Genomic DNA, 21,870 nt, shown 5'->3' on the forward strand with positions numbered 1-21,870 from the left:
GGACAACCCCGGACAACAAAAAAGCCGGAACCCCTTGTTTGACGGGAGGTTCCGGCTTTCTGTGGTCCTTGTGGGACCGTCTAATGGTGGAGGTGGGCTCTACCTTACTCGCCCGGCCGAGCCTTACGCGGCAAGGGGTGGAGCGCCGGAACCTGAGCCTGTACCCCCAGCCGTACCCCCAGTTTCGTTGCCATGATCCCGCTCCGAAACGCGCTCCGAAATCCAGGCCTCGACCTCTGATTCCACCCACCGAACCGAGCTCCCCAAGGTGACCGGTTTCGGGAAGGATCCGACCGAAATGCGCGAATAGAGGGTCGATTTCGAGAGCCCGACCCGGTCCTGGACCTCGCTCCTGCGGAGCAGGCGGCGCGGGGTGAGCGGTTGCACGTTGCTGGTCATCTTGTCTCCTTCGCCGCGGTGCGCGGCTGATTCGTCGCAGGTGTAGGGGAACGGCGGCCGGCCGGTCGGGCGGCCTCCATGACCTTCAGCGCCTCGGCCATGTTGCCGGCGGCAAGGTGATGCAGGGCCAGTCCGCGCGCCTCCCATGCGCGGACGGTGGCCGGGCCTGCCGACCGCAGGTCCACCCCGCTCATGCTGGCCAAATCGTGGCCGGTGCGCTGGACGGCGTCGCCGAGGGTGAGCTGTAGTTCCGTCCTCATGGGGCACCTCCAGATTCATAAAGGGCTGGGGCTTGAACTCGGCAATTATTCCGGCCAGCATCCGCCGCGTGACCACATGAGAGACGACGATGGACAGCATCCAGAAGTACACCCGATCGGGCAGCTACAAGGGCATTGAGTTCGACGTCGAGATCTGGCATTTCGACACAGGCGAAGTGATGGTCCAGGCTGTCCAGATAGATGGGGAGCGGCCGCGAAAGCTTGCCGATGGCCATCGGGACTTGGTTGATGTTGAGGACGCTTTCCAGCTCGGCAGTGAGATTGCGCGCGAGGCGATCGACCGGCGCTAGAGCTGAGGTTTCAGCCACGGTCCACCTCCTGCGGCAGTAGCTTCTGGTGCTGCACGTGTTCAATCACGGTCTCGCCGCTGGGCAGCAGGATGTGCGACAGGAACGCCGCCTCGAAGGTCAGCATGCCGATCTCGATCGCGGTGACCTGACCCTTCACCCAATCGCGCAGGATCGAGTAAACGGCCACGCCTCCGACCTTCAGGGCCTTGGCCTCGTGGTCGGCACGGGTGGCGCGGATGCGCGGGCCGTAGGGATGCTCTCGCAGCCAGGCTGCGGCGTAGCCTTTGGCGCTGGCCTTCAGCTGCACCTGCCGGCCGCGGTGCTCGAACTGGATGAACAGCTCGCCGGTTTCATAGTCCTCGCCGGTGGCGAAGCGCTGGCAGCCGAACGACCGCAGCATCTTCTGGATATCGTTGATCGCGTTGTTGCCGCTGGTGGCGTTCTCGTAGGGCAGGCTCACGACGCCACCCCCGGCGCTGCATCGCGCTGGTCGATCAGGGCGGGCTGGGAAGGATGCTGGGTCCAATGCGTGTGGTAGCCGGGCCAGTCGCTATCGCTAGGCGTACCGCACCATGCAGGTTCACCTGCCCAGCCCCGCCCACACCAAGCCCACCACATCACGTTGCCGTCGTCCTCGTGCCATTCCGCCAGCGAGCGGGCGATCAGCGGCCGTTGCTGCCCCAGGTCGATGCCCTGCGCGGGCGGTGCGGCCGCGACCATCGTGCGGTACTCATCCGCAAGGACGGCTCGAGCGGAATCCTCGCCGTCGTGGTAGACGCCCGTATCAAGTGCTGTTCGTAGTTGTTCCTCACTGGCAAGCTCCGGAACCAGTTTCCACCCGGCAGGGAACGATCCCGGCTGGCGGGCGGCGAGGGCGGCGACAAGCTGCTGCTTGGCGTCATAGGCGGGCTGTGTGTCGGTGACGATGTGGCCCAGGACGGCCATAGCCGCTTCCCGCAGCGCATCCCCCTGCACCTCGCCAACCTGCTGCTTGCCAGTTGGGGCGAGGGCGGCGGCAAGCGTCTCCATCCGGGCCAGCCCTCCGAACTGCAAGCCCTCAGCACCAGCTGCGTAGGCATCGGCAAGGGCATGAACGATGACCTGCCCCTGCTGCTCGGCCAGCTCGGAAACGGGATTCCCCGCTTCCAGCAGCGGCAGCGCCGCGCTCACAGCGGTGGCCAGCGTCCGGCGCAGCGTGGTGCCGCTGACCTGCCGGAACCCGCCTTCCTCCAGGTCGCAGGCGATGGCGTTGACGAACACTGAGGTGTCAGGGGTCGTGCTCATTGGGCGGTCTCCAGAAGATAGGTCGTGTCGATCTGCCAGCCGGCCTCACGGGCCCCGAGCAGGCGCAGTTCGTTGGTGTCGAAGTCGTCCAGGCCGAGGAACTGCGCGGCAAGGTCTATGTGGTTGGGGGAGAGCGGCCTGTCCTCGTAGAACAGGTCGTAGACGTTGTGCCTGGTGCAGCCCCAGACCGGGGCGAGGTCCTGCATGCGCCGGCCTTCCTCGGCCAGATGCCGGCGCAGGTGCGCGCGCACGCTGGTGACGGAGCGCGGCACCCGGATGGGCCGGCCACCGGCGGCCATGCCGTTGTTGGCGTGCTGGCGGCGGGACATCAGTTCCTGCCCGGCGGTAGTGCGGGCGCCTGCTGCGGCACCCCGACGGCCGTGGCCAGCTTGCCGGTTTCATCCATCAGTCGGATTGCATCGAGCTCGACCTTGACCGCGCCGATGTAGGTGGTGGCCACCATCGTCGAGGTCTTCGCGCGCTCGATGACAAGGCCCATGTCCTCGGCGCTCAGGTTGTCGTCGCCCAGCCTCTCCAACATGGCCACCAGGTGGTCCCGGACGTCACTGACCTTGTTCTTCATGCTGCTGCTCCTTCGTGCGTTTGTTGATCCGGCGGGTAATCCGCGCCTTCAGGTGGATGAGCTCTTTGACTTCCGGCGGGTAGCGGTTGTGGAAGGCGTTGCGCCGCATGTTCTCGGCCAGAGTCACAACCTCCAGGCGGTCGGCGGTGATATCGGCCGCGACGAACGTCTTCATGCCGGGGCGGAAAATCACGATCTGTCCATCTGGCACCGGCCCGTGAGCCGCCTCCCAGACGATCACGTGCACCGGACGCCAACGCTTGACCGGGAAGATGGACGGGTCATCGGTGACCTTGCGCATCAGCGCCTTCCGCTTTGGGTCGACCTTCTCCGTGCCGATCGGCACGTAGTTGCGAGACTCGCTCGCAGGGCGGCCCTTCTTGAACTGGGTGGCAGCCATGCGCCCTGGTGCCCAGCCGGGCCGCTTCAACCCCTTGTTTGCCGGCACCGAGCCCGGCCGGAAGCGGGCGGCGATGGAGCGTGGATCTTCGGTACCGTTCCACAGGCGCGCCAGCGGCTGCGTTTCGAAGTCATCCGCCTTCTTGAGCACGAGCTGGTGCGCGCGGCGGTAGACGGATGCGCGCCCACGCCCCAGAACGTGCGCGATCAGGAACGCAGGGAACCGCGGCCAGTTGATGCGCAGCGTCTCGTCATCGTCGGCAGTCCACGCGCGACCGTTCACTCGCCTGTGCCTCCGCCGAGCGCGGCGCGCAGGCGTTGGACCTCCGCGCGCCAGTACTCGATCGTTTCGTTGGGGCTGCTACGCAGCGTTTCGTAGTGGCCCAGGTTGGCCGCCGCTTCGATCAGCTCAGCCAGCAGCGGCTCGCGTTCCTCGGGCGTCAGCAGGCCGGCCCGGCGCAGCACCAGGTTCTCGCCCTGCAGCTGCTCGTTCCGCTCGACCGCCAGAACCAGCCAGTGGCGCAGCGCGTCCTTGGTCGGCTGCTTCATGCGGCCCGGTGCCTTGCCTTCGGCAGGCTGCAGGACGAGGGCACTCATCAGCGTGCGTCCCGCCGGGCTTCGGCCAAGATTTCGCGCAGGTCTTCCAGCACCTTGCGGTCTTCGCCCTGTGCGATGGCTGCGGCTAAGGCACGTTCGAGCGTGTAGACGCGGTCGTTCGGGTGGATGGCGTTCATGGCAGAATGCGCTCCGACATATGGGAGGATTTATGGGGATGGAGTTTTGTCCACTTGCGGACGATATTGGGAAGCTGTCTGACTGGGTCGCGATCGCAGTAGGGTTTGCAGGAGTGATCGCGACAACCACAGTGGCGTGGTTCGCTCATAGCACGTCGAGTCGCGCAGTTAAGATCGCTGAGGAAGCCAAAAAGATTGCCGAGCAGCAGCGGCAAGATGCAGTGGATATTCGGGCTGGAGCGGCCGAAATAGTCGAGAGTCTCCTGGCAGTTGAACTGGCAGTCCTCCCAGGGAAAATTGGTGCTGTCCTGACTGAAATGAACAAGGCTAACCGCACGGATACGCTTGTTATTGTTGAAGTGAAAACGCTGCGGTGGGTGCTTAAAGAGCTCGGTCAGACATTCATGCCGATGGCCGAAAAGGTGCAAGAGAGGTTGCATAATATTGACGGCGACCTTGGCAAGGAGATTGCGGAGCTGATTGGCTTCGGTCAGGTGGTTTCTGATTTGGCAAGGCGGCTCGACGCGAAATTCCCGTGGTCCGATATCGGTCCCGAAGTAGCTCTCAACGCAGATGGAAGTGTTCACTTCATCGCTATTCGAGGCCAAGTGAAGCGGATGCTTAAAAATAGTTTGGATGTAGCACCTCATTTCGCGCGGCGAGCGAGCTCTATACCGGTCGATTACATTGAGTTGGATGCTCTTGCGGACGCGGCTGAGTAAAGCTCTCGTCACGGCGTGACCCCCAGCGCAAGGAGGTCGATCTCGTCCACCTGGTCGCGCAGGCGGTGGCAGGCAGTGCGCAGCGCGATCGCCATGTCCCGGCGGCTGTCGTGGCGGTAGAAATTCAGGCCAACGAAGTGCAGTGCACCGGCGTGGTCGCGGCGGAACAGGCGATAGACGACGATGCCGGACAGGCCCATGGGGAACCTGCCCCAGCTGAAGCCGGTGTTCTTGCTCGGCGAGCGGCGGACAACGGGATGGCGGCTCATGCGGTCACCTGCCTGAACTCGATGACCCAAACCCATGGATTGCCTGCCCAATCGCCTCCGGTGCTGGTCCACAGTTCTTCGAAGTCGTGGAAGGGGTTGATGTCCGGGTAGCAACTGATGCCCTCAGCGGCAATGTCTTGCACGGTGATCGCTTGCAGCCGCTCCACGCGGACGGCGGTGATCTCCAGCACCAGGCGGCAGGCGTCGCGAGGCATGTGGATGCTCGGCCGCCACCGGAGCCCGTAGTCCTTGCGTGCCTGGTCGCTGCAGCTGCCCTTGGGGCTATCGGCGCCGTAGGCGTACCGAGTGCGTTTTCCGGTCGCCATGTCCCGGTGCTCGATCCCCGTGCCCGTGAGGTCCATCCACGTTTCACGCACCCACAGTCGGTCGCCAGGCTCACCGAGCGGGCAAGAGAATGCCTCACCAGTGCGGGTGTGCCAGATGCACGCGTGCTCGGGCACCAAGTTTCCTTTCCGGTCGCGTGCGCCGTGGCCACCCGAGGTGGATGCCTCCCATCGACCGAGCGGATTCTGATGGGGCAGCTTCGCCGCGCGCCGGGTCTGGGTCTTCAGGCCGGCCAAGATGGCGCGCACCATGGCGCCGTTGAACAGGATGGGACGTTCCTTGCTCATGGGTTCTGCTCCTTCAGGTTGGCGATGAGCGCGGCGACGCGACTGTGGCCGTAGACCATGCGTGGCGGTTTGCCGCTGCCCTTGACGAACACCTGGGCTTTGCCGCCGCTCGGCCACCAGTCCACCCGGGTCTGGCCGAAATTGCGGCGGAAGTGCCACTCGGTAAGTTCCTCCCAGCCCGTGGTCTCGGCCTGGGCCAGCATGCTCGCGCGGTGTTCTTTCGTTGCTGCCTTCATGGCTTCGAAGGTTTCGCCCATATCACCCATGGCTTGCTCCCTTCTTCGCGGCCTTGCGCTGCTCGGCACCACCCTCGACCAATTGCCGGCGGCTGATGCCCTTCTTGTTGATCGCGGTGGTGCCCAAGACCTGGACCTTGCCGCCGGCCTTTCGGAAGGCGGCCACGTCGGCGGCCAGCTGCTCGGCCTCGGCCGCCTTCTGCCGCGCCGTGGCAGCGTCGAACACGAACTGTGCGTGGATGCTGGTCATGCGCCTTCTCCCGTGGCTTTGGCGATGGCGGCGCGGGCGGCCATGAGGCGTTTGCGGTCCTCAGCACGCTCTTCCCGGCTCAGGGAATCCCCAGCGCGGCAGTAGGCTTCATCAATTCCCCTCAGCGCCTCCAGCAGCTCCGGCGCGGTGGCGATCAGGCGGGCGTTGGCTTCCGCGTCTCCGACCGGAGGGCAGCACACGGTTGCGACGGTGCAGTTGTGCGATGGTCCAACCGACATCGCGGCACCTTTCCTGACATATACCGACCACGGACCCGGCGTTTGCTTACTGGTCATGCTGCGATCCTCAGCGGCACGCGGCTCACCGGCCCGTGCCACAGGTTGAAGGTGTTGTTGAGCCGGACCTGCACCGGATCCGGCTTGATCGCCGGCAGCGGCGTGCGCAGGCGGCGCGTGTCGTTGTTGCAGCGGGTGCAGGCCGGCTCGCGCCCACGGCTCCCCGCGCGCTGGAATGAATCCAGCGGCAGGGTGCGACAGCACTTGGTGCAGGTCCGGCAGTCCATCAGGCGGCCATCGGATACTGCTGCGCCGCGTCGCGCAGGCCTTCGATCAGGGCCTCGCACATCGCCGGGAACTGCGCCTGGTCGTACAGCTTCGCCGCGCCGGTCGCGTTGACCGGCTTGAACCCCAGCTGCGCCAGACCGTCTGCCGAGATCGAGAGCGGGGCGATGCGCGCATTGATGTCGCCGAGCTTGATCTTGACCACCTCGCGCGGCGCGCTCGTGCTCGCCGGTGCGGGGCTGCTGGCCACCGCGGTCGGCACCGGGCGCGTTACCTGGGCGATAGGCTGCTGGACCGTCTGCGCTGCCTCGACCGGCGCCGGGGCGGGTGCGGGTTCCGGTTCCCGGGCCGACGCGGCGGCAGCAGCGCGCTCCGCATCCTCGCGCCGCTGCTGCGCGGCGGCTTCGTCAGCAACGCGCTGGCGCGCCTTCTCCTCCTCCTCCTGCCGGATCTTCTCGCGCTCATCGTCCAGGCGCTTTTGCTCGGCCTGCTTGTGCTGAGCGATGCGGGTGGCAACCAGATTGCGCAGGTCTTCCGACGCCTTGCTGCTGCAAAGCTGCACGCGGTCGGCAAACAGGGTCGCGTGTTCCGGGTGCTCGGCCAGGATCGCCACGTTGGCTCGGATCCGGTCGGCGGCTTGGCTGGCGGTGATCTTCGCGTTGGTGGCCACCGCGTCGACCGCGTCCTGCATGCTCGCGAACGAGCGCTTGCCCTTGATGGCCGCCTGCAGGTCGGCGATCAGCGTGGAGGGCACCTGCAGGCCATGCTCGCCCAGCGTCTCGTTGATGCCGCGCACGTGGTCCTGCACTGCCCGGCGGGCGTTGTTGCCAATCTCCGTGCGGCGCTCGTCCTTCCGCTTCGTGACCAGCTTGTCCAGCGCCAGTCGCGTTGCCCGGGCCTGCTCGCTGATCGCGTCGATCGTGCGGAACAGCACATCGATGTCGGCGGTCTGACTCAGTGCGTGCTGCTTCGCACCCTTCAGCTGGTCCTCGATCTCGCCGCACCACTTCACGGTCTTCTCGGCGTCGGCGAAGTCTTGGTCGGTGGTCAGGTCCTGACTGATGCCCTGGAACACCGCGATGGCCCGATCCTTCCATTCGGCGAGGTTCGAGGCGGTGACCATGCCGGTGACCTCGATGCGCAGGGCCGGCATCTGGTCCGGTGCGCGGCCGGCGGCGACCAGCGCTGCAGGTGCCTCCGGCTCGTAGGCAGCCACGTCGGCCTCCAGCTGGGCCCAGCCGGCGACAATGCGCGCGCGCAGCTCGGGGTTCGGCGTGTACCAGCAGTGGCGCTCTTCGACCAGGTCGTCGCCGTTCCACTTCGAGGCCATGAACAGCACGCGCTCGGCGCCGCTCACCATGGCCTGCTGCTCCATCTGCACCTGGTAGTGCAGCGGCAACGTAGCCTCACCGCCGTCCAGCGGGATCGCCAGGCGCAGGTCGTCGTTGAGCGACTTGTGCTCGAAGGCCAGATCCTCCAGCAGCGTCAGGCCGTCGAAGCTCGCCGAGTACTTCCCGTCGACGCCGACGCAGGGGTACAGGTCCTGCTCCATGATCGCCTCGGCCAGCGGCCGGGCCAGGTCTTCGAACCGGTGGCCGTCGGAAAAGCGCTGCAAGGTTGCAGCGTCATGCTCGGCGGCGGCGCCGGTGGCGAGCTCGCGCACCAGCTGGCCACGGGTCTTGTAGGGGCTGCACCCCATCATCGCCGGCGCGTCGCTGGCGTTGAGGTGCGTGGCGCGGTGTGCATGCCATTCCGGGGTGCCCTGGATCAGCTCGACGATCTTCATTCCACAACCTCCTCGGCAACGGCCGGGCCCGCGTCGGGTTCGCCGGCAGGCTGCTGGACCATGCTCCGAATCTGCGCGAGCTGAGCGTCGGTCAACACGCCCTTGGTCTGCGCCATGGCGATGATCCCGTCAGGCGTCTTCTTGCCGGCGTTGATCGCCGCCTGCCACTGCGGCAGCGCTGCAGCGAAGGCTTCATCGGTGTAGCCCGGCAGAGACTTCTTCGTGGTGGCGGTGGGCTCACCGTTCGGGGCGAATGCTTCCTCCGGGGTGGTGTCGCCTTCCTTGATCGCAGTCACGATGCCGCGCAGTAGCACCAGGTGCTCCAGACCGATGTCCTCGACGCCGGCCACGCCCAACTTCGCACAGACCTGCTCGGCGGTGACGCCGAAGCGCTGGAAGTGGGCGAGCGCATCGGCGCGGCGGTTGGCCAGCGTCTTGATGTCGCCCATGATCACCTTCCGTGCTTCGACGTACATGTCCTCCCAGAAGGCCTTGGGCACGCCCTTCAGCACCGCGTTGCGCAGCGCGATGGAGCAGGCGGCATTGGCGGTCACGCCGATCATGTCGGGTTTAAAGCGGCGGCCCTGCCGGTCCACGATCCGGCGCTGCACCTCGTAGGTGATGGCGACGTTCCGCTCCAGGTCATGGAAAACGCCCTGGGCGATGATGAACTCGCCTTTGTCATCGATGACGCGGGCGCCGGCGCGGTTGTTGCCCCATGCAGAGGCAATCACCTCGGCGAAGCGGGCGGACGGGCCTTCGATGGTCTTGCCGTCGCGCGGCAGCGCATAGACGCACTGCTCCGCGATGCTCTGGCTCAGCGTGACCATCTGGATGGCTTCGTCGCGGAACTTCTTCAGCGAGCGGGGGAAGCGGCGGGCGGTGCTGATCTGCTGCTCGATTTCCGAGCGGTTGATCATCGCGGCCATGCCCTCCTCGGGGACGAGCTGGCCTTCCTGTACCTGGGCGTTCATGGGATTCCTTTGGGTTATGGGTTGCGTGGTGTAGATCAGTCGCGAGCTTCGGGACTGATCGTCAGGCGCCACTTGATCGCCTCGGGGCTGAATGCGCCGGCTGCCAGGCCCTCCGCGATCTGTTTGATCAGAGGGGAGTTCTTCTTCGTGAGCTGGGCGACCATCTGTTCCTTGAGCGCCGTCTGCAGCGTGCCGATCTGCTCCTCGATAGCCGCGCGCGCAGCTTTGCGAATGGCGTCCCCGATGGCCCAGTCAAGCCACGACCTATGCGATGAGTGGTGGTAGCTGCTGGGCTTTCCTTCGCCGTCCACCTGTGTCGCGAGGATCGTGCTGATTGCCTTCTCCAGCACGTTCGCGCTGCCTCCCAACGCCTGGGCAATGGCTGCAGTGATGTTGGCCTGGATGATCGGCTCGATAACGTCCTGCGGAATCTGCAGAGTGGGTGCTGCCATGACTATTTCCTTTGCCGGAGTAGCCGGCCTATGGGTGGGCGGTAGGTGCTGCGATCCATCCGGCTGCGGCCTCCCCGAGCTGCTTACGGGGTTGTTGCCCTGGACCGGGAGGGCAATCCCGGCAGGCCGCATGCGGATGGGTGCCGGTCTTTCCCGGCTGTCAGCGGCGTTGCATCCGCATCACTCGTTGACCCATGAGCTTTCGCTGGGGGCATGCTGTGAGGGCATGCCAGCACTGACGGTTCGCTCCGCGTTTGATTCCGCTGCAGAAACCGACAAGCCGCCCAGAATTCGCTTACGCCGCCTGCTGTTGCTCGGCGACCTTGTGGTACGGGTACTTGGCCGGGAACGCCTTGATGAAGCCGCCGAAGTGCTTGCCGATGGAGTCGGCGCCCTTGAAGGCTTCGAAGTCGGCGGCGGTGAAGTTCTGGTAGTGGTAGAGCGAGCCGGGGCCGCGGTTGGCGCCATATCCCTTGGTGAAGCGGATGGCCAGGGTATTGGTGTCCGGGTCGTGCCCGATGCTGTGGATCTGCGAGGACTCGACGTCAACGAGCTCGATGCGGCCAGTGGCCGGCGTGGTGTTGGTCATGCGGTGCTCCTGGGCTGTTGGAGAGTTGCCGGCGTTGCCCGGCCGGCGCGGGTGCGTATTCCGCAGGGGGATGGACTACAGGGGGATCAGGCGGCGAGGTCGGTCTGCTGCTGTTCCGTCTTCTCGCGGCGCGAGAGGGTCAGGCGGATGTCCTCGCGCAGGAACGCTTCGGTCAGCTCCGCCGCTTCGGCGCTGTCGATCTCGGCGGAGGCGGTGAAGGACAGATCGACGCTGCCGCCTTCGCGCGGCGTGGCCACGAACTTCTTCAGCTTCACGTCGACCAGCACGATCGGCTCGGTGCCGTCGAGGTGGCCATCGATCTGCAGCTCGTAACCGGTGAACTCGTGGTTGAGCTTCAGCGGCTCCAGGCAGGTGTGCTTGACCTCGGTCAGGCCGTCGCCGCCGATGTGTGGCAGATCCTGCTGTTCGCCTCTGTTGGGCTTGCGGAACAGGTCCTTCCGGAGCGACGGATCGAACGCATCCAGGATGGTGTTCGGTGCGCTCAGGTTGAACTTGATGTCGGCGGCCAGCTGTCGCTCTTCGCCATGCCGCTGGATGCGGTTGTTGACGTTGGCGATGCTGGCGTGGTGTTCCTTCAATTCGAACTGGGAAGCGGCCATCGGAACCTCAGTGGTAGGCGCCGGCCACCGCCGGCGGATTGGGAATCAGTGGATGTCGTCGGTGCAGATAGCCGCCGGGGCGCGCGCGGCGCGGATCTGCCGGATGCGGCGGGCTCGGGTCAGCACCGCCAGGACGCGGCGGAACTGATCGACGGTGATCCAGGCGGTGAGCAGCAGAACGAACAGCGCGACCACCACCGGCGACATCGCGTTGCGCTCGTAGCAGTAGCCGGTAGCCCAGCCGAAGGCGCCCAGGACAAAGCCGCAGAGGAGGAGAGAGGAGAGACGGCGCATCACTGCTCCTTGGGTTCGTCGGGGAAGGTCGGCCAAATCGTTTCGGCGACGCAGAGGACGGCGGCGACCAGCAGCACGCCCAGACAGATGCCCATGCACAGGCCGGCGTAGAACTCGCTCATGCGGCCGCCGGACCGTCATCGCGCGCGGCGAGGCTGAGATCAGCCTTCATGTCGGCCACGGCGCGGGCGGCGCTTTTCTTGCCTTCCAGGACTTCATTGCGCGCCAGACGCGCTGCTCGGTAGGCAAGGTGCTCGGCATAGCCCATCCGGCGAGCCGCGATGTTCACGGCGGCGAAGGCACCGGCTGCGCGCTGGCACCGAACCGAAGGGGTGAAGGAGAGGATGACGGCGCTCATGCCGCGCGCTCCAGGTCGGCGTTGCCGCGCAGAATCTGGTCCGCAGGCAGCAGCGAGTCGACGGCGAAGGGGTTGGCCAAGCCGCGTACGCGGTCGATCGATTCCTGACGGGCGTCGCGGCGGCGCTGCAGTTCCGTCGACGTCATTCCGGAGCGGTCGCTGCGGGCATCACGGCCGGTGGGAACGATATCGAGGGCGTCGCCCAGCATCACCAACTGGTGACGGCGTGCGGCTTCCCAGGACTTCTCGCAGTCGCGAGTGGCCCAGTAGGCGGCCATATAGGCGGTGTCGCAGCCCGGCATGTCCAGCCCCTGATTCTGCAGGTGGGTGCGCAGGATGACGGCGATGTTCCGCTGCTGGCGGATCTCGTCGGCCGGATGGGCCGAGGGCTGGGTCTTGCTGGCGGGCTGGTCCACGACGGTCTCCATCGCCCTGCCTCGGATGAGGTTGTTTGGGCGTGGAGCAAGTAAACATTAGGTTGATATTGAAGTCAACATCAAGTTGATAAAAAGTTGATGTTTCCTCCTCAATCAGTAAACACGTTCAGGATTGATGGCCAGCGATCCCACCCTTCGGGCAACAAAAAAGCCCCGCTGGGCGGGGCTTGATGTGAGAGATAGTCGCTCAGAACTTCTAGAACGACTTCTCCTTGCCGTACTGCTCTTCAAATCGGGACTTGCCGGCGTCGGTCCTAACTGAAATGTTCCCTTCAGTCACCGACCCGAGCATGCCAAAAAACTCAACGTTCAAATCAGGCTTCTTCCAGGACGCATGGATTCGGTCAAACTTTGCGCCAACACCAGTCTGGACAGGTTCCCGTTCCAACAGAGTGGGCTTGCCATACTTCTTGGTAAGTGCGGAAAGAATCGAATCTTGGTCGGCGAATCCAGTTGTCTCCACGCTGACGGATTCGACTTTGCCATCTGCAATTTCTGCGTACGGCATGGAAGTTCCGTGCGGGCGGCTGTCAGAGTTGATCCACATTTGCACTGTGGTCACCCCATTCGACGTCAGGCCGCGGCCGTCAGGTGTGCCCCCGATCTTGGACCAGCAAGGTGCCTTCCCCTCGCTGTAGCTATAGCGGTCTGGTCCATAGGCAGAACGCTCAGTGGGGCACTCGCTTGGAGCAGGTGCGCCCACCTCGATGCCCATGAAGGATCTTTCATTAGCGAATGCTGTTGCTGCTGCAAGACAGCCAAATAGCCCCAGCGGACCCAAAATGCGGATGCATGAAAGTTGCATGTGCTGCGTTCCCTGCTTGGTTACGATTAGTTGAGACGGTCGATACGATTTCGAAGGTAGACCTTTCCACCTAGCAACGTTCCCTTAGGCATTGGGAAGGCCGGATAAAGGGCGGTGTTCGCGCTCACCACGTAGATCGCGTCGCCCCGGTCCTGAAGTCCTTTGACCTGCTGACCGTTGCCAGTGTTGATCAGATAGATTCCATCACCATCGAAGTGAGTGATTCCCGTATCCACCATCAAACTCTCGCCTGGTTGAATCACAGGGATCATTGAGTCGCCACGCCCCGTCACAAGCACCAGACGGCCAGGCGGAGGCACGAAGCCCACGATTGACCTGATATAGGCAGGTGTGAAGTCCATGGCCCGTATCACTTCGGGATAGTCGTCGTTGATGGTCTCTCCCCCCATACCTGCCTCCGCATCCAGTTGCTGGACGCGAACATAGTCGGAGGTAGTCGCAGGGGTCGAGACAATGGCGCCGGCCATCCGCATCTGGCCCTCGCCGTCATTGATCCAGTCGATTGACATGCCGAACTGCGCGAGGCGCTTGCGTTCCTTCTCAGGAATCTTCTGGTCGCGCTCGTACCAGTTGTAAAGAGTCTGGCCTGAAGTGATCCCGATTTTGCGGCCCCAAGCCGCTCGGTTACCAGGCACATCCATAGCTGCCAAGACGGCGTCAAACCGTTGCTGGAATGGACTTTTAGCGGATTCATCAACCATTTGTTGATGTTCGCGGTTGACTGGCGCGTGGTCAATCAACATGATGTTGACTTCAATATCAACGTCATGTTTAGATTGCGCCTATGAACATCGTCGAATCCGCGATCTCCAAGCTGAGTCCTCCCTCCCAGGCAGAGCTGGCACGTGTGTGCGGTCAGAAGCCGCAAGCCGTCACGCGCTGGCTGGCCAAGGGCGTTGTCCCCGCCGTCCACGTGCTGGCTATAGAAGCTGCGACTGGCGTGTCCCGCCATTTGCTGCGGCCTGACGTGTTCGGCCCTCCCACCAACGACGGGGAGGTGGCCAATGCTGCCTGACCGGTGGAATCCGAGGCTGTGGGTGCGGGACTGGCTGCGCAGGCAGATCCTGCTCGTCCTCAAGCAGGAGACCAAGCCTGGCGGCTTGATCTCGGCATCCATCAAGGCGTCAGTGCCTCCGACCATGTCCGGGCCAGTGAATCTGCATGCCCAAGGCACGCCATCCGCGGTGGTGGGTCGTTCTGGAGCATCTCGTTGATGACCGCCATGGCATTGCGGTTTGCCCGGTCGATCGATGCGACGGCCCCGGCCGGATCCCTCTGGGAAGCCATCAAGTCGAGGACGCAACCCTTCAGCAATTCGACCTCTCCGATAAGCCGGAAGATCAGTTTTTGCTCCGGCGTGAAGTTCACATCTTCCATGTCGCCCTCCTTGCGGGCTGTGCGTGTGGTGACCGCAGCCTACCGCAAGGGGGGCGACTCCCTCATCCATCCCTGATTTGACCTTGTCCATGGCGCCCATCGTGCGCCGCCGACGCCCAGGCGTCTCCAATCGAGAAGTCCGCCCATGAATGTTTCCGATGCCGCCTACGACACCGTCCACCAGCACCCAGGTGGATCGGTCGCGCTGGCGCCGCGTATGGGGATGTCCGACGCCACGCTGCGCGGCAAGGTCAACCCGAACACCGACCGCAACCTGCTGAGCCTGCAGGAGGCCGACGCCCTGATGGGCAAGACCGGTGACTTCCGGATCCTGCACGCCCTGGCGGCCACCCACGGTTTCGTGGCGCAGCGTGTCGATGCTCCGGCCAGCGGCACGATGATCTGTGCGCTCCTGGCGGCGTCGGCTGCAAAGGGCGATCTGGCAGAGGTCATCTCCTCTGCCATGGCCGATGGCCAGATCAGCCCGAACGATGCTGACCAGATAACCCGTGCGTGCGCACAGGTGATGGCGGCGATCGTGCAGGTCAGCCAGCACGCTGAGGCAGCGGCGGCGAGGGGTGGGGCGTGTTCCTAACCCCCGTCCAGATCGTGCCAGCTAGGGCACAACACTGGTGGCCCCGTGCTACAGCATGGGTGTCCGCCCAACGAGGGGGACACCCCATGAATTCGAGATCCGAAGTGCTCAGTCAGCTGCAGTGCTGCCTGGACGTCATCGCCCACAGCAAGCCCATGACCGATGCAGAGCGTGCAGCACACCGCTGCCAGTGCGCCGCCGAGCAGGCAAGGGCTGAAGCGCGCCGCTCGCCAGCAGCGACACCTGATCTGCTGGGAGGGCTGTAATGGCCCGTATCCGTTCAATCAAGCCTGAGTTCTGGTCCAGCGAGCAGATCATGGAATGCTCGCCGACATCTCGATTGCTCTTCATCGGGTTGTGGAATTTCTGCGACGACGCGGGTAACCACGTGGCCAGCGCGAAGACCATCAAGGCCGAGATCTTCCCCGGCGACGACATCTCATCGACGGACGTTCAGCGAATGCTCGACGAGCTGTCGTCGAATTCTCTGATCGCCTTCTACGCCAACGGTGACAAGCAGTATCTGCACGTCACGGGATGGAAGAAGCACCAGAAAATTGACCGTCCCACCTTCAAGCATCCCGCATATTCGAATGATGATCGTCGAGACCTCGACGAGTCCTCACCCCCGGAAGGGAAGGGAGAGGAGGGGAGAGGAGAGGAAGGGAAAGGAAAGAAGAGCCCCCCTAACCCCCCGGCTGACGCCGAGGGGAAGAAACCGGTCCGTTCGAAGCGGGAAAAGATCTCCTTCACGGCCTTCGCTGACGCTTGCCGCGAGTCCGGGGAACGGGCAATCCGTGCTGACGACCCGATCTTCGAGTTCGCCGAGGACGCGGGAATCCCGAAGGAGTTCATCGCGCTGGCGTGGCGGGAGTTCGCGATCCGCCACCGCGAAAGCGCGAAGGAGCAGAAGGACTGGCGTGCTCATTTCCGCGATGCCGTGCGGCGGAACTGGCTCAGGCTGTGGTGGTGCCCGGAGGGCGGCGGCTGCGAGCTGACCACTGCCGGCGTCCAGGTGAAGCGCGAGCGGGATGCCGAGCGCGAACGTGAGCGGCTCGAGCAGCAGGCCCAGCAGGACCAGGCCGCATGAGCGGGATGCCGGACTACCTGGACAACGTCGCCCAGCTGCGCATGCCGCCGCATTCGGTGCCGGCCGAGCAATCGGTGATCGGCGCGCTGCTGCTGGCGCCGGAAGCCCTGAAGCAGGTCCGTGACCAGTTGGCGCCCGAGGACTTCTATCGCCGCGAGCACCAGGTGATCTACCAGGGCATCTGCGGCGTGGACGACCTGAAACGCGAGGTCGACGTGGTCACCGTGGGCGACTGGATCACCGCCAACGTCGAGGTCGGTGCGCAAGACCTGATCGCCACGGTGTACGAGCTGGCCAGCAGCACGCCTTCGGCGGCCAATGTCCGCGCCTATTCCGACATCGTGCGCAATAAGGCGCTGCTGCGGCAGCTGATCGACACCACCACGGACATCGCCGACAGCGCCTACCAGGCGAGCGACGATGAGGCGGAGGAGGTCGTTTCGGCATCCGCGGCGAAGCTGGCCGGCCTGACCGTGAAGTCCAGCGGCAACGGTGGGCTGGTGCTCGTGCGGAGCGGTGTGCAGCGGGCGTGGGACGAGATGGAGGCCCGCTTCCACGGTGAAGGCACGCTCGGCATCGCGCCGAAGTGGAGCAGCGTGCGGCGAAAGATTCCTGGGCTGGAGCCGACGGACCTGATCGTGCTGGGCGCGCGCCCGTCGATGGGGAAGACCGCCCATGCCCTGAACTGGGCAGAAGACGCAGCGGCCGGCGGTCGGAACGTCGCGGTCTTCAGCCTGGAGATGTCGGCCTCACAGCTGAGCATGCGGTTGATGGCGGCACATGCCGGCGTAGACCTGAGCCGCATGCGCGAGAAGGGCGCCTTGACCGATGAAGAATGGGGCCGGCTGTCGCAGGCCCGCGCCTACCTACATACGCTGCCCCTGGCGATCGACGACTGCGGCTCGCTGTCCGTCGATGCTCTGGCTGCGCGCGCGTCGCGCATGCACGCCAAGGTGGTGGGCGGCCTGGGCCTGATCGTTGTGGACTACCTGCAGCTGCTCACCGGCAAGGCCAAGTCCGAGAACCGCACGGCGGAGGTGTCCTACATCTCGCGGCAGCTGAAGCGGCTGGCCAAGGATCTGAACTGCCCGGTGATGGCGCTGTCCCAGCTCAATCGTGGGCTGGAAGGAAAGACGGACAAGCGCCCCGGCATGGCCGACCTGCGCGAGTCCGGCGCCATCGAGCAGGACGCCGACGTGATCGCCTTCCTGTACCGGGACGACTACTACACCAAGGACGCCTGCGGCGCGCCGGGCATCTCCGAGCTGATCGTGGCGAAGAACCGCCAGGGCGAGACGGGCACCTGCTACCTGCAGCACCGCCTGCAGTGCAGCTCGTTCGATGACTACACCGGGCCGCGCCCGAACTACACCGTCAAGGTCGCCGCGGCGTCCGCCGGCGGGCAGGACGACTTTGACCTTCCGAGGCCGCGCGGGCGCCGCCGTAGCAGTCGTGGCATGGCTGCAGGAGACGACGAATGAACACGACCGCGCTGGCCAAGGCCAAGAAGAAGCTGCGCACTCGCGACGTGAACCTGGAGGTGCGAAAGCTGGTGGATCCCGATACCGGCGAGCTGATCGGCGCGCTGGTGCCGGCGCATCCGGTAGACCAGCGTTCGCTGCGCGAGCGGAAGTTCGGCACCGGCCGGCTGCTGCGCGCAACCCTGCGGCAAGACCGTAATCCCATGTTCTACCGGAAGGCGCACGTGCTATCCGGCTGGCTGGCCGACAACGTGGAACTGTTCACCGGCCTGTCCCAGCACGATGCGCTGAAGAAGCTGCAGGAAGAGTCCGGCATCGGCTGCGAGGCCGTCGAATACGACCTGCCGGGCATCGGCAAGCTCACCCGCACCGAGGCGGAATCGCTGAACTTCGCCGACATGGACGAGGGCCGCTGGAACGAGCTGTGGGACGGCGGTACCGGAGACGGTGGCTGGATCGGCTGGCTGCGCCGTGAGGTGTTCGGTGGCCTGGCCGCAGAGAGCCGCGAGGCCGTCGACCTGATCATCCAGAAGCCCCGGGAGGGCGCATGAACGACATCGAAAGTAAAGCTAGGGAGCTGCTGGGTGGCACCACGCTCGCGGAGCGCATTGCCTTCGAAGTGGAGCTGACTGGATCGCTTCAAGGGGTGGCAAGAGAGCTGGATATCGACTGCGGGTATCTGTCCCGGCTCGCCAGCGGCGAAAAGACAAATCCTAGCGATGAGGTGCTGGCAAAGCTGGGCCTCGAAAAGACCGTGATCTACACGCCCATCAAGCGCGACTACGTGTCATCGCAGCTCTATCCCAGGACGAAATCAGCATGAACAAAATCAACGATCAGCAGCAGGTTGGCGAGGTGCATGGTGCGGGAACACTGCCGCCGTTGCCGGAGCCGCGTGACATGGGCTGCACCACCGACTCCGTCATGCGTACGCACACCGTGACTGGCTACACGGCGGAACAGATGCAGGACTATGCGCGCGCGGCCCTCGCCGCCAGCCCACCGGAGGTGCCGGTGTCGCCGATGGCGAAGATGGCCGAAGCGCTGCGACAAAAGGCAGATGGCGAGCGGGCGGAATATGACCGCCGATCCCTAGCCGCCAGCCAGCCGGAAGGAATGAAGGGCTACGTAGACGCGTTCTACGAGGTGGCCGGAATGCTGAACATGGGCGCTCAGCCAATCTCGCCCAAGCAGGCGTGGGAGACGCAGATGCGGCCCGCGCTTCAGGCTCTCACCACTCCTGACCCGACGCTACTTCGCTTCTATCAGGTGACGGACTACCCGTCGCTGGTGGCGGCGCTGGAAGCTCACGTCGTGAAACTCATCGATGCCTGTTCCCGAAACGTCAAACCGTGGGAGGACACATTTCCGCCGACGCTGCTGCCGAAATGGAAGAGGGAGCAGGAAGCGCAGGGCGCCGTCCTGACCGAGGAGGAGCGCGAGTGGATCGACTATGCCATTGCTCACATGCGTGACGACAGCGAACCGGAGGACCTGACCTGCGCAGACGTGCTGGAGCGCATGCTGACTCGGGTTGACGGCAAGCGCGATGCGTTGCCCGGGCTGAGCGAAGCCGCCAGAGAGTTCTATAACACCGTCGCGATCAAGGCAGTCGTGTGCGGCCTGTCCAACTTAGTCATCGGTTGGGACGAAATAGTTGCGGCGGGGGCGCGGCTGCGGCTCGCGCTGCTCGATCAGAACGCCACTGCGGTCATGGCCGACAGTCTTCAGCCCATTCCGGCGACCACACTTGGGGCAAATAAAGTGCATCCCGAAGCTGTCGATGTTGGGTTCGACCTCGTTGAACCCGGTGAACCTCTCTTGGCAGCGGATGCACTGGAGCATGAGGACGGTGTACACCCAGCCTATGACTCAGATATGACGTCCGAGGTCGCGATGAAAGAAGGTGGCCGCGAGGCGGTCATGGTGGTTCTGGAGCGCGATGCTTCAGGGAGGCCGACTGTTTGGTGCGACCCTGGCGTGGTCGATTTGGTGGGCGCGCTCAACGCCGCTGGTATCGCTACCGTCTGGTCCTGCGATGGGCACGGCCATCGCCCAGCGACTGTGGGCCTGAAGGATGGCCGGCAGTTGCTAGTGCTGGACAGCCTCGATGCGCTGGCCTCGATCTCCCATTTGTGGCCGGACATCAACGGGAACCACAGCCAACCTGAGCCCATCGGCTACGCAAATCTGCACCACCTGAAGGACAAGGCCACCGACGGCGTGGTTTTGCGCAAGCGCAGCGAGTTCTTCACCGTGCCGGTATACGCCGTGCCGGTTGTGTCGTGATGCGCCGCGCGATCAAGGCCGCGACCAAGGCAGAGGAGGCATACCAGAAAGCCGCCCGAAGGCTCGGCTGCGTGGTCTGCCGCTGGCGGCACGACGCCGGCCTCCAGCGCGAGAGTCTGTGGTGCGGCCCATTCCGGATCCACCACCGGAACGTCGGGGATCTGCATGGCCAGAAGCAGATCGGCCAGCACGCAGTGGTCTCCATGGGCGACTGGCACCACCAAGGCATCCCGCTGCCCGGCAAGAACGAGCGGGCCATGTACGCCCTGTTCGGGCCCAGCTTCCAGGAGCAGGCGCGCGAGTTCCGCATGTGGACGCTCGACGTTCTGCCCGGCCTGGGCAGAGGGACCGAAGCCTGGCAGGCCTACCAGGACCAACTACTCCAGCAGTCAGCACCGAAGGACGCAGCAGCATGAACGACGAGAAGCGATACGCGACCGCCCACGAACAGGGCAGGGCAGCCCGCCGCGGCGGTAAGCCGCGCAGCGCCAACCCGTACCAGGGCAGCACCAAGCTGGTCCGCGACCTGCACGAGCAGCACGACCTCGGCTGGTTGGCACAGGACAGCGAGAACGCGGCCGCGCGCCGGAGGGCACGATGAGCGCTCTTCGCCTGACCTTCGGTATCGACCCTGGCCTGAAGGGTGCGGTGGCCACGCTGCTGGACGGCGTGCCTGGCCCTATCCTGGACTTGCCCACGGTGGACGTGGATGGCTGGGGGGAGATCGATGCCCGGCCCATCGTCCTCTTCATCCGCGAGCAGCGTGCAAAGAACCCCGGCGCCTATGTCTCGGCCTGTATCGAGAAGGTCGGCGCGCGGCCAGACGACGGCGGCACCAGCGCCTTCCGGTTCGGTCAGACCGCCGGCAAACTGCAGGCCATCCTGGAGGTGCTAGGTATCCCGCAGACCCGGGTCATCCCATCGGTGTGGAAGCGCTCGATGGGGCTGATCGGCAAGGACAAGGATGCGGCACGCCAACTGGCGCTGCGACGCTTCCCTTCGGCCGCCGGCGAGCTGAAGTTCAAGAAGCATGACGGTCGGGCGGACGCGTTGCTGCTGGCGCTCTATCACGACTCTCACGACTGGGACGGGAAGCAGGCCGCATGACCGAGAGCGAGGCGATCAGCAACCTGCGCCTGCGAAAGCGGTACCGGCTTCAGCTGCGACTGCATGGCCGGTGCTGGGCCTGCCAGTTCCGGCAGCACAGCGCCGACGGCTACCACTGCAAGGGCTTCACCGCGCGGCAGGGGAGCTGCGACACCGACGGGCGCCTGCCCGTGTTCCGATTCGACGCTGCTGTACTGGAGGGCCTGCGCGATGCGCAATAACGATCCGCTGACCGAACAACTCCGCCGCTGGGGCCACGCCCAGGTAAACCGCTTTGCGCTGAGCCGGGCCGATCGGAGCGTGCACGTGCTGGACAAGGTGCGGGACCATGCTCCGCTGACGCGGGAACGGGCAGCGCGGGAGCTGGTGGGCAGGGATGGGGCGGAGCGCCGGCGTTTCATGGCCGCCCGGTCCGGCGTCCAGGGAATGAGCATGCTGCCGATGTGGGCCGTCACCCCCATCCGATCCGCCAACGACGCTGATCACCCCCACGACAATCCGGAGATCGCGGTGGACACCGGCACGCCCGACGAGCTGCGCTGGGTCGATCGCGCCATGGCGTCGATGCACCGGCAGTACCCGCTGCGGGCGCTTATCGTGCGCACCGAGTTCACGGTGTCGGCCAGTCAGTTGGTGAAGGCCCGAATGGTGGCCGAGCAGTACGGGGGAGCATTGACGCTTCGCCAGTATCGCTACGAGCTGGCTAAAAGTTTGGACTGGTTCCGAGGCAGCATCGCCGCGTAAGATCGGACTACGCCCAAGGAGAGGTTGCGATGAACGGAAAGTGCCCGAAGTGCGAGAAGATTCTCACCAACGTGCGAATTGCAGATGTCGACTGCAAAACAGGAATCGGCGGGAGAAGTTGGCGGGGAATCTCGTATTCCTGCCCCTTCTGCAGCACCATCATCAGCATTCAGATCGACCCGATTGCCATCAAGACTGACACTGTGAACGCCATTAAGGGGCGAATCTAGTTGACAGTGACGTCATGAAAT

At 64.7% G+C, this 21,870-nt stretch carries 42 protein-coding genes; 15 read left to right on the plus strand and 27 right to left on the minus strand.

Features of this window, described 5'->3' with window-relative positions:
- Positions 1 to 123: 123 nt before the first annotated feature.
- Complete coding sequence (locus tag QMX81_RS06035) at positions 124 to 399, minus strand: AlpA family phage regulatory protein (RefSeq protein WP_282259627.1); 276 nt, start codon at positions 397 to 399, stop codon at positions 124 to 126.
- Positions 396 to 659 (minus strand): hypothetical protein, encoded by a 264-nt coding sequence (locus tag QMX81_RS06040; protein WP_282259629.1) that lies wholly within the window; start codon positions 657 to 659, stop codon positions 396 to 398. The genes QMX81_RS06035 and QMX81_RS06040 overlap by 4 nt, the downstream gene beginning before the upstream one ends.
- Positions 660 to 748: 89 nt before the next feature.
- Here QMX81_RS06040 and QMX81_RS06045 point away from each other — a divergent pair, with 89 nt between their 5' ends.
- Complete coding sequence (locus QMX81_RS06045) at positions 749 to 970, plus strand: hypothetical protein (protein WP_282259631.1); 222 nt, start codon at positions 749 to 751, stop codon at positions 968 to 970.
- 10 nt (positions 971 to 980) lie between these two features.
- Here QMX81_RS06045 and QMX81_RS06050 read toward each other — a convergent pair whose 3' ends face one another.
- Genes QMX81_RS06050 through QMX81_RS06080 form a run of 7 tightly spaced genes read right to left on the minus strand, consistent with a single transcriptional unit; the run spans position 981 to position 3,970 of the window.
- Positions 981 to 1,430 (minus strand): hypothetical protein, encoded by a 450-nt coding sequence (locus QMX81_RS06050; protein ID WP_282259633.1) that lies wholly within the window; start codon positions 1,428 to 1,430, stop codon positions 981 to 983.
- A complete protein-coding gene (locus tag QMX81_RS06055) occupies positions 1,427 to 2,254 on the minus strand; it encodes a hypothetical protein (RefSeq protein ID WP_282259636.1) in 828 nt (275 codons plus the stop codon). Before QMX81_RS06055 ends, QMX81_RS06050 begins: the two co-directional genes overlap by 4 nt.
- Positions 2,251 to 2,583, minus strand: coding sequence for a hypothetical protein (locus QMX81_RS06060; protein ID WP_282259637.1), 333 nt, complete (start codon positions 2,581 to 2,583; stop codon positions 2,251 to 2,253). The genes QMX81_RS06055 and QMX81_RS06060 overlap by 4 nt, the downstream gene beginning before the upstream one ends.
- Positions 2,583 to 2,837: a hypothetical protein gene (locus tag QMX81_RS06065; RefSeq protein ID WP_282259638.1), complete on the minus strand. Its 255-nt coding sequence runs from the start codon at positions 2,835 to 2,837 to the stop codon at positions 2,583 to 2,585. Before QMX81_RS06065 ends, QMX81_RS06060 begins: the two co-directional genes overlap by 1 nt.
- Positions 2,818 to 3,519, minus strand: coding sequence for an HNH endonuclease signature motif containing protein (locus QMX81_RS06070; protein ID WP_282259639.1), 702 nt, complete (start codon positions 3,517 to 3,519; stop codon positions 2,818 to 2,820). The genes QMX81_RS06065 and QMX81_RS06070 overlap by 20 nt, the downstream gene beginning before the upstream one ends.
- Positions 3,516 to 3,833 carry a hypothetical protein gene (locus QMX81_RS06075; RefSeq protein ID WP_282259642.1) on the minus strand — a complete coding sequence of 106 codons (318 nt, stop codon included), beginning with the start codon at positions 3,831 to 3,833 and terminating at the stop codon, positions 3,516 to 3,518. Before QMX81_RS06075 ends, QMX81_RS06070 begins: the two co-directional genes overlap by 4 nt.
- Positions 3,833 to 3,970 carry a hypothetical protein gene (locus QMX81_RS06080; protein WP_282259644.1) on the minus strand — a complete coding sequence of 46 codons (138 nt, stop codon included), beginning with the start codon at positions 3,968 to 3,970 and terminating at the stop codon, positions 3,833 to 3,835. Before QMX81_RS06080 ends, QMX81_RS06075 begins: the two co-directional genes overlap by 1 nt.
- A 38-nt stretch (positions 3,971 to 4,008) precedes the next feature.
- On the opposite strand from QMX81_RS06080, the gene QMX81_RS06085 reads away from it, so the two are divergent.
- Positions 4,009 to 4,692: a hypothetical protein gene (locus QMX81_RS06085; protein ID WP_282259646.1), complete on the plus strand. Its 684-nt coding sequence runs from the start codon at positions 4,009 to 4,011 to the stop codon at positions 4,690 to 4,692.
- A gap of 8 nt (positions 4,693 to 4,700) precedes the next feature.
- On the opposite strand, the gene QMX81_RS06090 is transcribed toward QMX81_RS06085, so the two are convergent.
- The 17 genes from QMX81_RS06090 to QMX81_RS06170 form a co-directional block, all read right to left on the minus strand.
- Positions 4,701 to 4,961: a hypothetical protein gene (locus tag QMX81_RS06090; protein WP_282259648.1), complete on the minus strand. Its 261-nt coding sequence runs from the start codon at positions 4,959 to 4,961 to the stop codon at positions 4,701 to 4,703.
- A complete protein-coding gene (locus tag QMX81_RS06095; protein ID WP_282259650.1) occupies positions 4,958 to 5,593 on the minus strand; it encodes a hypothetical protein in 636 nt (211 codons plus the stop codon). The genes QMX81_RS06090 and QMX81_RS06095 overlap by 4 nt, the downstream gene beginning before the upstream one ends.
- Positions 5,590 to 5,859: a hypothetical protein gene (locus tag QMX81_RS06100; protein ID WP_282259652.1), complete on the minus strand. Its 270-nt coding sequence runs from the start codon at positions 5,857 to 5,859 to the stop codon at positions 5,590 to 5,592. The genes QMX81_RS06095 and QMX81_RS06100 overlap by 4 nt, the downstream gene beginning before the upstream one ends.
- Complete coding sequence (locus QMX81_RS06105) at positions 5,852 to 6,079, minus strand: hypothetical protein (protein ID WP_282259654.1); 228 nt, start codon at positions 6,077 to 6,079, stop codon at positions 5,852 to 5,854. Before QMX81_RS06105 ends, QMX81_RS06100 begins: the two co-directional genes overlap by 8 nt.
- Entirely contained in the window at positions 6,076 to 6,375 is a 300-nt protein-coding gene (locus QMX81_RS06110; RefSeq protein ID WP_282259657.1) for a hypothetical protein, read from the minus strand. The genes QMX81_RS06105 and QMX81_RS06110 overlap by 4 nt, the downstream gene beginning before the upstream one ends.
- Positions 6,372 to 6,602 (minus strand): hypothetical protein, encoded by a 231-nt coding sequence (locus QMX81_RS06115; protein ID WP_282259659.1) that lies wholly within the window; start codon positions 6,600 to 6,602, stop codon positions 6,372 to 6,374. Before QMX81_RS06115 ends, QMX81_RS06110 begins: the two co-directional genes overlap by 4 nt.
- Positions 6,602 to 8,386: a YqaJ viral recombinase family protein gene (locus QMX81_RS06120; RefSeq protein ID WP_282259661.1), complete on the minus strand. Its 1,785-nt coding sequence runs from the start codon at positions 8,384 to 8,386 to the stop codon at positions 6,602 to 6,604. Before QMX81_RS06120 ends, QMX81_RS06115 begins: the two co-directional genes overlap by 1 nt.
- Entirely contained in the window at positions 8,383 to 9,360 is a 978-nt protein-coding gene (locus tag QMX81_RS06125) for a hypothetical protein (RefSeq protein ID WP_282259663.1), read from the minus strand. The genes QMX81_RS06120 and QMX81_RS06125 overlap by 4 nt, the downstream gene beginning before the upstream one ends.
- 35 nt (positions 9,361 to 9,395) lie before the next feature.
- Entirely contained in the window at positions 9,396 to 9,812 is a 417-nt protein-coding gene (locus QMX81_RS06130) for a hypothetical protein (RefSeq protein WP_282259665.1), read from the minus strand.
- A 295-nt stretch (positions 9,813 to 10,107) separates the two neighbouring features.
- On the minus strand, positions 10,108 to 10,401 hold the full coding sequence (locus QMX81_RS06135) for a KTSC domain-containing protein (RefSeq protein WP_282259667.1): 294 nt from the start codon (positions 10,399 to 10,401) through the stop codon (positions 10,108 to 10,110).
- A gap of 86 nt (positions 10,402 to 10,487) precedes the next feature.
- Positions 10,488 to 11,021 (minus strand): hypothetical protein, encoded by a 534-nt coding sequence (locus tag QMX81_RS06140; RefSeq protein WP_282259669.1) that lies wholly within the window; start codon positions 11,019 to 11,021, stop codon positions 10,488 to 10,490.
- A gap of 45 nt (positions 11,022 to 11,066) precedes the next feature.
- Positions 11,067 to 11,315, minus strand: coding sequence for a hypothetical protein (locus QMX81_RS06145; protein ID WP_282259671.1), 249 nt, complete (start codon positions 11,313 to 11,315; stop codon positions 11,067 to 11,069).
- Positions 11,315 to 11,437 (minus strand): hypothetical protein, encoded by a 123-nt coding sequence (locus tag QMX81_RS06150; RefSeq protein WP_282259673.1) that lies wholly within the window; start codon positions 11,435 to 11,437, stop codon positions 11,315 to 11,317. The genes QMX81_RS06145 and QMX81_RS06150 overlap by 1 nt, the downstream gene beginning before the upstream one ends.
- Positions 11,434 to 11,673 carry a hypothetical protein gene (locus QMX81_RS06155; protein WP_282259675.1) on the minus strand — a complete coding sequence of 80 codons (240 nt, stop codon included), beginning with the start codon at positions 11,671 to 11,673 and terminating at the stop codon, positions 11,434 to 11,436. The genes QMX81_RS06150 and QMX81_RS06155 overlap by 4 nt, the downstream gene beginning before the upstream one ends.
- Positions 11,670 to 12,089 carry a hypothetical protein gene (locus QMX81_RS06160; protein ID WP_282259677.1) on the minus strand — a complete coding sequence of 140 codons (420 nt, stop codon included), beginning with the start codon at positions 12,087 to 12,089 and terminating at the stop codon, positions 11,670 to 11,672. The genes QMX81_RS06155 and QMX81_RS06160 overlap by 4 nt, the downstream gene beginning before the upstream one ends.
- Positions 12,090 to 12,306: 217 nt before the next feature.
- Positions 12,307 to 12,915: a hypothetical protein gene (locus QMX81_RS06165; RefSeq protein ID WP_282259679.1), complete on the minus strand. Its 609-nt coding sequence runs from the start codon at positions 12,913 to 12,915 to the stop codon at positions 12,307 to 12,309.
- Between the two features lie 26 nt (positions 12,916 to 12,941).
- Positions 12,942 to 13,679 carry a helix-turn-helix transcriptional regulator gene (locus QMX81_RS06170; protein WP_282259681.1) on the minus strand — a complete coding sequence of 246 codons (738 nt, stop codon included), beginning with the start codon at positions 13,677 to 13,679 and terminating at the stop codon, positions 12,942 to 12,944.
- Positions 13,680 to 13,720: 41 nt separating this feature from the next.
- On the opposite strand from QMX81_RS06170, the gene QMX81_RS06175 reads away from it, so the two are divergent.
- Entirely contained in the window at positions 13,721 to 13,951 is a 231-nt protein-coding gene (locus QMX81_RS06175) for a YdaS family helix-turn-helix protein (RefSeq protein WP_282259683.1), read from the plus strand.
- A 101-nt stretch (positions 13,952 to 14,052) separates the two neighbouring features.
- Here QMX81_RS06175 and QMX81_RS06180 read toward each other — a convergent pair whose 3' ends face one another.
- Positions 14,053 to 14,313 carry a hypothetical protein gene (locus QMX81_RS06180; RefSeq protein ID WP_282259687.1) on the minus strand — a complete coding sequence of 87 codons (261 nt, stop codon included), beginning with the start codon at positions 14,311 to 14,313 and terminating at the stop codon, positions 14,053 to 14,055.
- Positions 14,314 to 14,458: 145 nt separating this feature from the next.
- Here QMX81_RS06180 and QMX81_RS06185 point away from each other — a divergent pair, with 145 nt between their 5' ends.
- The 12 genes from QMX81_RS06185 to QMX81_RS06240 all read left to right on the plus strand — a co-directional run bounded on the left by QMX81_RS06185 (position 14,459) and on the right by QMX81_RS06240 (position 21,619).
- Positions 14,459 to 14,908, plus strand: coding sequence for a phage regulatory CII family protein (locus tag QMX81_RS06185; protein WP_282259688.1), 450 nt, complete (start codon positions 14,459 to 14,461; stop codon positions 14,906 to 14,908).
- Between the two features lie 86 nt (positions 14,909 to 14,994).
- Complete coding sequence (locus QMX81_RS06190; protein WP_282259691.1) at positions 14,995 to 15,174, plus strand: hypothetical protein; 180 nt, start codon at positions 14,995 to 14,997, stop codon at positions 15,172 to 15,174.
- Entirely contained in the window at positions 15,174 to 15,998 is an 825-nt protein-coding gene (locus QMX81_RS06195; RefSeq protein ID WP_282259693.1) for a hypothetical protein, read from the plus strand. The genes QMX81_RS06190 and QMX81_RS06195 overlap by 1 nt, the downstream gene beginning before the upstream one ends.
- Complete coding sequence (gene dnaB / locus QMX81_RS06200) at positions 15,995 to 17,479, plus strand: replicative DNA helicase (protein WP_282259694.1); 1,485 nt, start codon at positions 15,995 to 15,997, stop codon at positions 17,477 to 17,479. The genes QMX81_RS06195 and dnaB overlap by 4 nt, the downstream gene beginning before the upstream one ends.
- A complete protein-coding gene (locus QMX81_RS06205) occupies positions 17,476 to 18,030 on the plus strand; it encodes a hypothetical protein (protein WP_282259696.1) in 555 nt (184 codons plus the stop codon). Before dnaB ends, QMX81_RS06205 begins: the two co-directional genes overlap by 4 nt.
- Complete coding sequence (locus tag QMX81_RS06210) at positions 18,027 to 18,302, plus strand: hypothetical protein (RefSeq protein WP_282259698.1); 276 nt, start codon at positions 18,027 to 18,029, stop codon at positions 18,300 to 18,302. Before QMX81_RS06205 ends, QMX81_RS06210 begins: the two co-directional genes overlap by 4 nt.
- The gene (locus QMX81_RS06215; RefSeq protein WP_282259700.1) at positions 18,299 to 19,768 is read left to right on the plus strand and encodes a hypothetical protein; all 1,470 of its coding nucleotides are present in this window, start codon (positions 18,299 to 18,301) and stop codon (positions 19,766 to 19,768) included. The genes QMX81_RS06210 and QMX81_RS06215 overlap by 4 nt, the downstream gene beginning before the upstream one ends.
- Positions 19,768 to 20,184, plus strand: a complete 417-nt coding sequence (locus QMX81_RS06220) for a hypothetical protein (protein WP_282259702.1) — start codon at positions 19,768 to 19,770, stop codon at positions 20,182 to 20,184. The genes QMX81_RS06215 and QMX81_RS06220 overlap by 1 nt, the downstream gene beginning before the upstream one ends.
- Positions 20,181 to 20,369: a hypothetical protein gene (locus tag QMX81_RS06225; RefSeq protein WP_282259704.1), complete on the plus strand. Its 189-nt coding sequence runs from the start codon at positions 20,181 to 20,183 to the stop codon at positions 20,367 to 20,369. The genes QMX81_RS06220 and QMX81_RS06225 overlap by 4 nt, the downstream gene beginning before the upstream one ends.
- Positions 20,366 to 20,875 carry a hypothetical protein gene (locus QMX81_RS06230; RefSeq protein ID WP_121042000.1) on the plus strand — a complete coding sequence of 170 codons (510 nt, stop codon included), beginning with the start codon at positions 20,366 to 20,368 and terminating at the stop codon, positions 20,873 to 20,875. The genes QMX81_RS06225 and QMX81_RS06230 overlap by 4 nt, the downstream gene beginning before the upstream one ends.
- Positions 20,872 to 21,096: a hypothetical protein gene (locus tag QMX81_RS06235; RefSeq protein WP_282259706.1), complete on the plus strand. Its 225-nt coding sequence runs from the start codon at positions 20,872 to 20,874 to the stop codon at positions 21,094 to 21,096. The genes QMX81_RS06230 and QMX81_RS06235 overlap by 4 nt, the downstream gene beginning before the upstream one ends.
- A complete protein-coding gene (locus QMX81_RS06240) occupies positions 21,086 to 21,619 on the plus strand; it encodes a hypothetical protein (protein ID WP_282259708.1) in 534 nt (177 codons plus the stop codon). The genes QMX81_RS06235 and QMX81_RS06240 overlap by 11 nt, the downstream gene beginning before the upstream one ends.
- Positions 21,620 to 21,870 lie beyond the last annotated feature (251 nt).

It is taken from the genome of Stenotrophomonas sp. PS02301 (assembly GCF_029959485.1).
Classification (GTDB): domain Bacteria; phylum Pseudomonadota; class Gammaproteobacteria; order Xanthomonadales; family Xanthomonadaceae; genus Stenotrophomonas; species Stenotrophomonas maltophilia_Z.

Coding starts and splice junctions, on each gene's coding strand:
- QMX81_RS06205 (WP_282259696.1), top strand. CDS start 17,476: ATGAACACGACCGCGCTGGCCAAGGCCAAGAAGAAGCTGCGCACTCGC.
- QMX81_RS06215 (WP_282259700.1), top strand. CDS start 18,299: ATGAACAAAATCAACGATCAGCAGCAGGTTGGCGAGGTGCATGGTGCG.
- QMX81_RS06135 (WP_282259667.1), bottom strand. CDS start 10,401: ATGACCAACACCACGCCGGCCACTGGCCGCATCGAGCTCGTTGACGTC.
- QMX81_RS06065 (WP_282259638.1), bottom strand. CDS start 2,837: ATGAAGAACAAGGTCAGTGACGTCCGGGACCACCTGGTGGCCATGTTG.
- QMX81_RS06080 (WP_282259644.1), bottom strand. CDS start 3,970: ATGAACGCCATCCACCCGAACGACCGCGTCTACACGCTCGAACGTGCC.
- QMX81_RS06165 (WP_282259679.1), bottom strand. CDS start 12,915: ATGCAACTTTCATGCATCCGCATTTTGGGTCCGCTGGGGCTATTTGGC.
- QMX81_RS06185 (WP_282259688.1), top strand. CDS start 14,459: ATGAATGTTTCCGATGCCGCCTACGACACCGTCCACCAGCACCCAGGT.
- QMX81_RS06045 (WP_282259631.1), top strand. CDS start 749: ATGGACAGCATCCAGAAGTACACCCGATCGGGCAGCTACAAGGGCATT.
- QMX81_RS06130 (WP_282259665.1), bottom strand. CDS start 9,812: ATGGCAGCACCCACTCTGCAGATTCCGCAGGACGTTATCGAGCCGATC.
- QMX81_RS06100 (WP_282259652.1), bottom strand. CDS start 5,859: ATGGGTGATATGGGCGAAACCTTCGAAGCCATGAAGGCAGCAACGAAA.
- QMX81_RS06145 (WP_282259671.1), bottom strand. CDS start 11,315: ATGCGCCGTCTCTCCTCTCTCCTCCTCTGCGGCTTTGTCCTGGGCGCC.
- QMX81_RS06105 (WP_282259654.1), bottom strand. CDS start 6,079: ATGACCAGCATCCACGCACAGTTCGTGTTCGACGCTGCCACGGCGCGG.
- QMX81_RS06170 (WP_282259681.1), bottom strand. CDS start 13,679: ATGTTGATTGACCACGCGCCAGTCAACCGCGAACATCAACAAATGGTT.
- QMX81_RS06195 (WP_282259693.1), top strand. CDS start 15,174: ATGGCCCGTATCCGTTCAATCAAGCCTGAGTTCTGGTCCAGCGAGCAG.
- QMX81_RS06235 (WP_282259706.1), top strand. CDS start 20,872: ATGACCGAGAGCGAGGCGATCAGCAACCTGCGCCTGCGAAAGCGGTAC.
- QMX81_RS06120 (WP_282259661.1), bottom strand. CDS start 8,386: ATGAAGATCGTCGAGCTGATCCAGGGCACCCCGGAATGGCATGCACAC.
- QMX81_RS06230 (WP_121042000.1), top strand. CDS start 20,366: ATGAGCGCTCTTCGCCTGACCTTCGGTATCGACCCTGGCCTGAAGGGT.
- QMX81_RS06035 (WP_282259627.1), bottom strand. CDS start 399: ATGACCAGCAACGTGCAACCGCTCACCCCGCGCCGCCTGCTCCGCAGG.
- QMX81_RS06125 (WP_282259663.1), bottom strand. CDS start 9,360: ATGAACGCCCAGGTACAGGAAGGCCAGCTCGTCCCCGAGGAGGGCATG.
- dnaB (WP_282259694.1), top strand. CDS start 15,995: ATGAGCGGGATGCCGGACTACCTGGACAACGTCGCCCAGCTGCGCATG.
- QMX81_RS06210 (WP_282259698.1), top strand. CDS start 18,027: ATGAACGACATCGAAAGTAAAGCTAGGGAGCTGCTGGGTGGCACCACG.
- QMX81_RS06055 (WP_282259636.1), bottom strand. CDS start 2,254: ATGAGCACGACCCCTGACACCTCAGTGTTCGTCAACGCCATCGCCTGC.
- QMX81_RS06095 (WP_282259650.1), bottom strand. CDS start 5,593: ATGAGCAAGGAACGTCCCATCCTGTTCAACGGCGCCATGGTGCGCGCC.
- QMX81_RS06140 (WP_282259669.1), bottom strand. CDS start 11,021: ATGGCCGCTTCCCAGTTCGAATTGAAGGAACACCACGCCAGCATCGCC.
- QMX81_RS06180 (WP_282259687.1), bottom strand. CDS start 14,313: ATGGAAGATGTGAACTTCACGCCGGAGCAAAAACTGATCTTCCGGCTT.
- QMX81_RS06220 (WP_282259702.1), top strand. CDS start 19,768: ATGCGCCGCGCGATCAAGGCCGCGACCAAGGCAGAGGAGGCATACCAG.
- QMX81_RS06155 (WP_282259675.1), bottom strand. CDS start 11,673: ATGAGCGCCGTCATCCTCTCCTTCACCCCTTCGGTTCGGTGCCAGCGC.
- QMX81_RS06240 (WP_282259708.1), top strand. CDS start 21,086: ATGCGCAATAACGATCCGCTGACCGAACAACTCCGCCGCTGGGGCCAC.
- QMX81_RS06225 (WP_282259704.1), top strand. CDS start 20,181: ATGAACGACGAGAAGCGATACGCGACCGCCCACGAACAGGGCAGGGCA.
- QMX81_RS06075 (WP_282259642.1), bottom strand. CDS start 3,833: ATGAGTGCCCTCGTCCTGCAGCCTGCCGAAGGCAAGGCACCGGGCCGC.
- QMX81_RS06090 (WP_282259648.1), bottom strand. CDS start 4,961: ATGAGCCGCCATCCCGTTGTCCGCCGCTCGCCGAGCAAGAACACCGGC.
- QMX81_RS06150 (WP_282259673.1), bottom strand. CDS start 11,437: ATGAGCGAGTTCTACGCCGGCCTGTGCATGGGCATCTGTCTGGGCGTG.
- QMX81_RS06115 (WP_282259659.1), bottom strand. CDS start 6,602: ATGGACTGCCGGACCTGCACCAAGTGCTGTCGCACCCTGCCGCTGGAT.
- QMX81_RS06190 (WP_282259691.1), top strand. CDS start 14,995: ATGAATTCGAGATCCGAAGTGCTCAGTCAGCTGCAGTGCTGCCTGGAC.
- QMX81_RS06060 (WP_282259637.1), bottom strand. CDS start 2,583: ATGTCCCGCCGCCAGCACGCCAACAACGGCATGGCCGCCGGTGGCCGG.
- QMX81_RS06040 (WP_282259629.1), bottom strand. CDS start 659: ATGAGGACGGAACTACAGCTCACCCTCGGCGACGCCGTCCAGCGCACC.
- QMX81_RS06085 (WP_282259646.1), top strand. CDS start 4,009: ATGGAGTTTTGTCCACTTGCGGACGATATTGGGAAGCTGTCTGACTGG.
- QMX81_RS06175 (WP_282259683.1), top strand. CDS start 13,721: ATGAACATCGTCGAATCCGCGATCTCCAAGCTGAGTCCTCCCTCCCAG.
- QMX81_RS06110 (WP_282259657.1), bottom strand. CDS start 6,375: ATGACCAGTAAGCAAACGCCGGGTCCGTGGTCGGTATATGTCAGGAAA.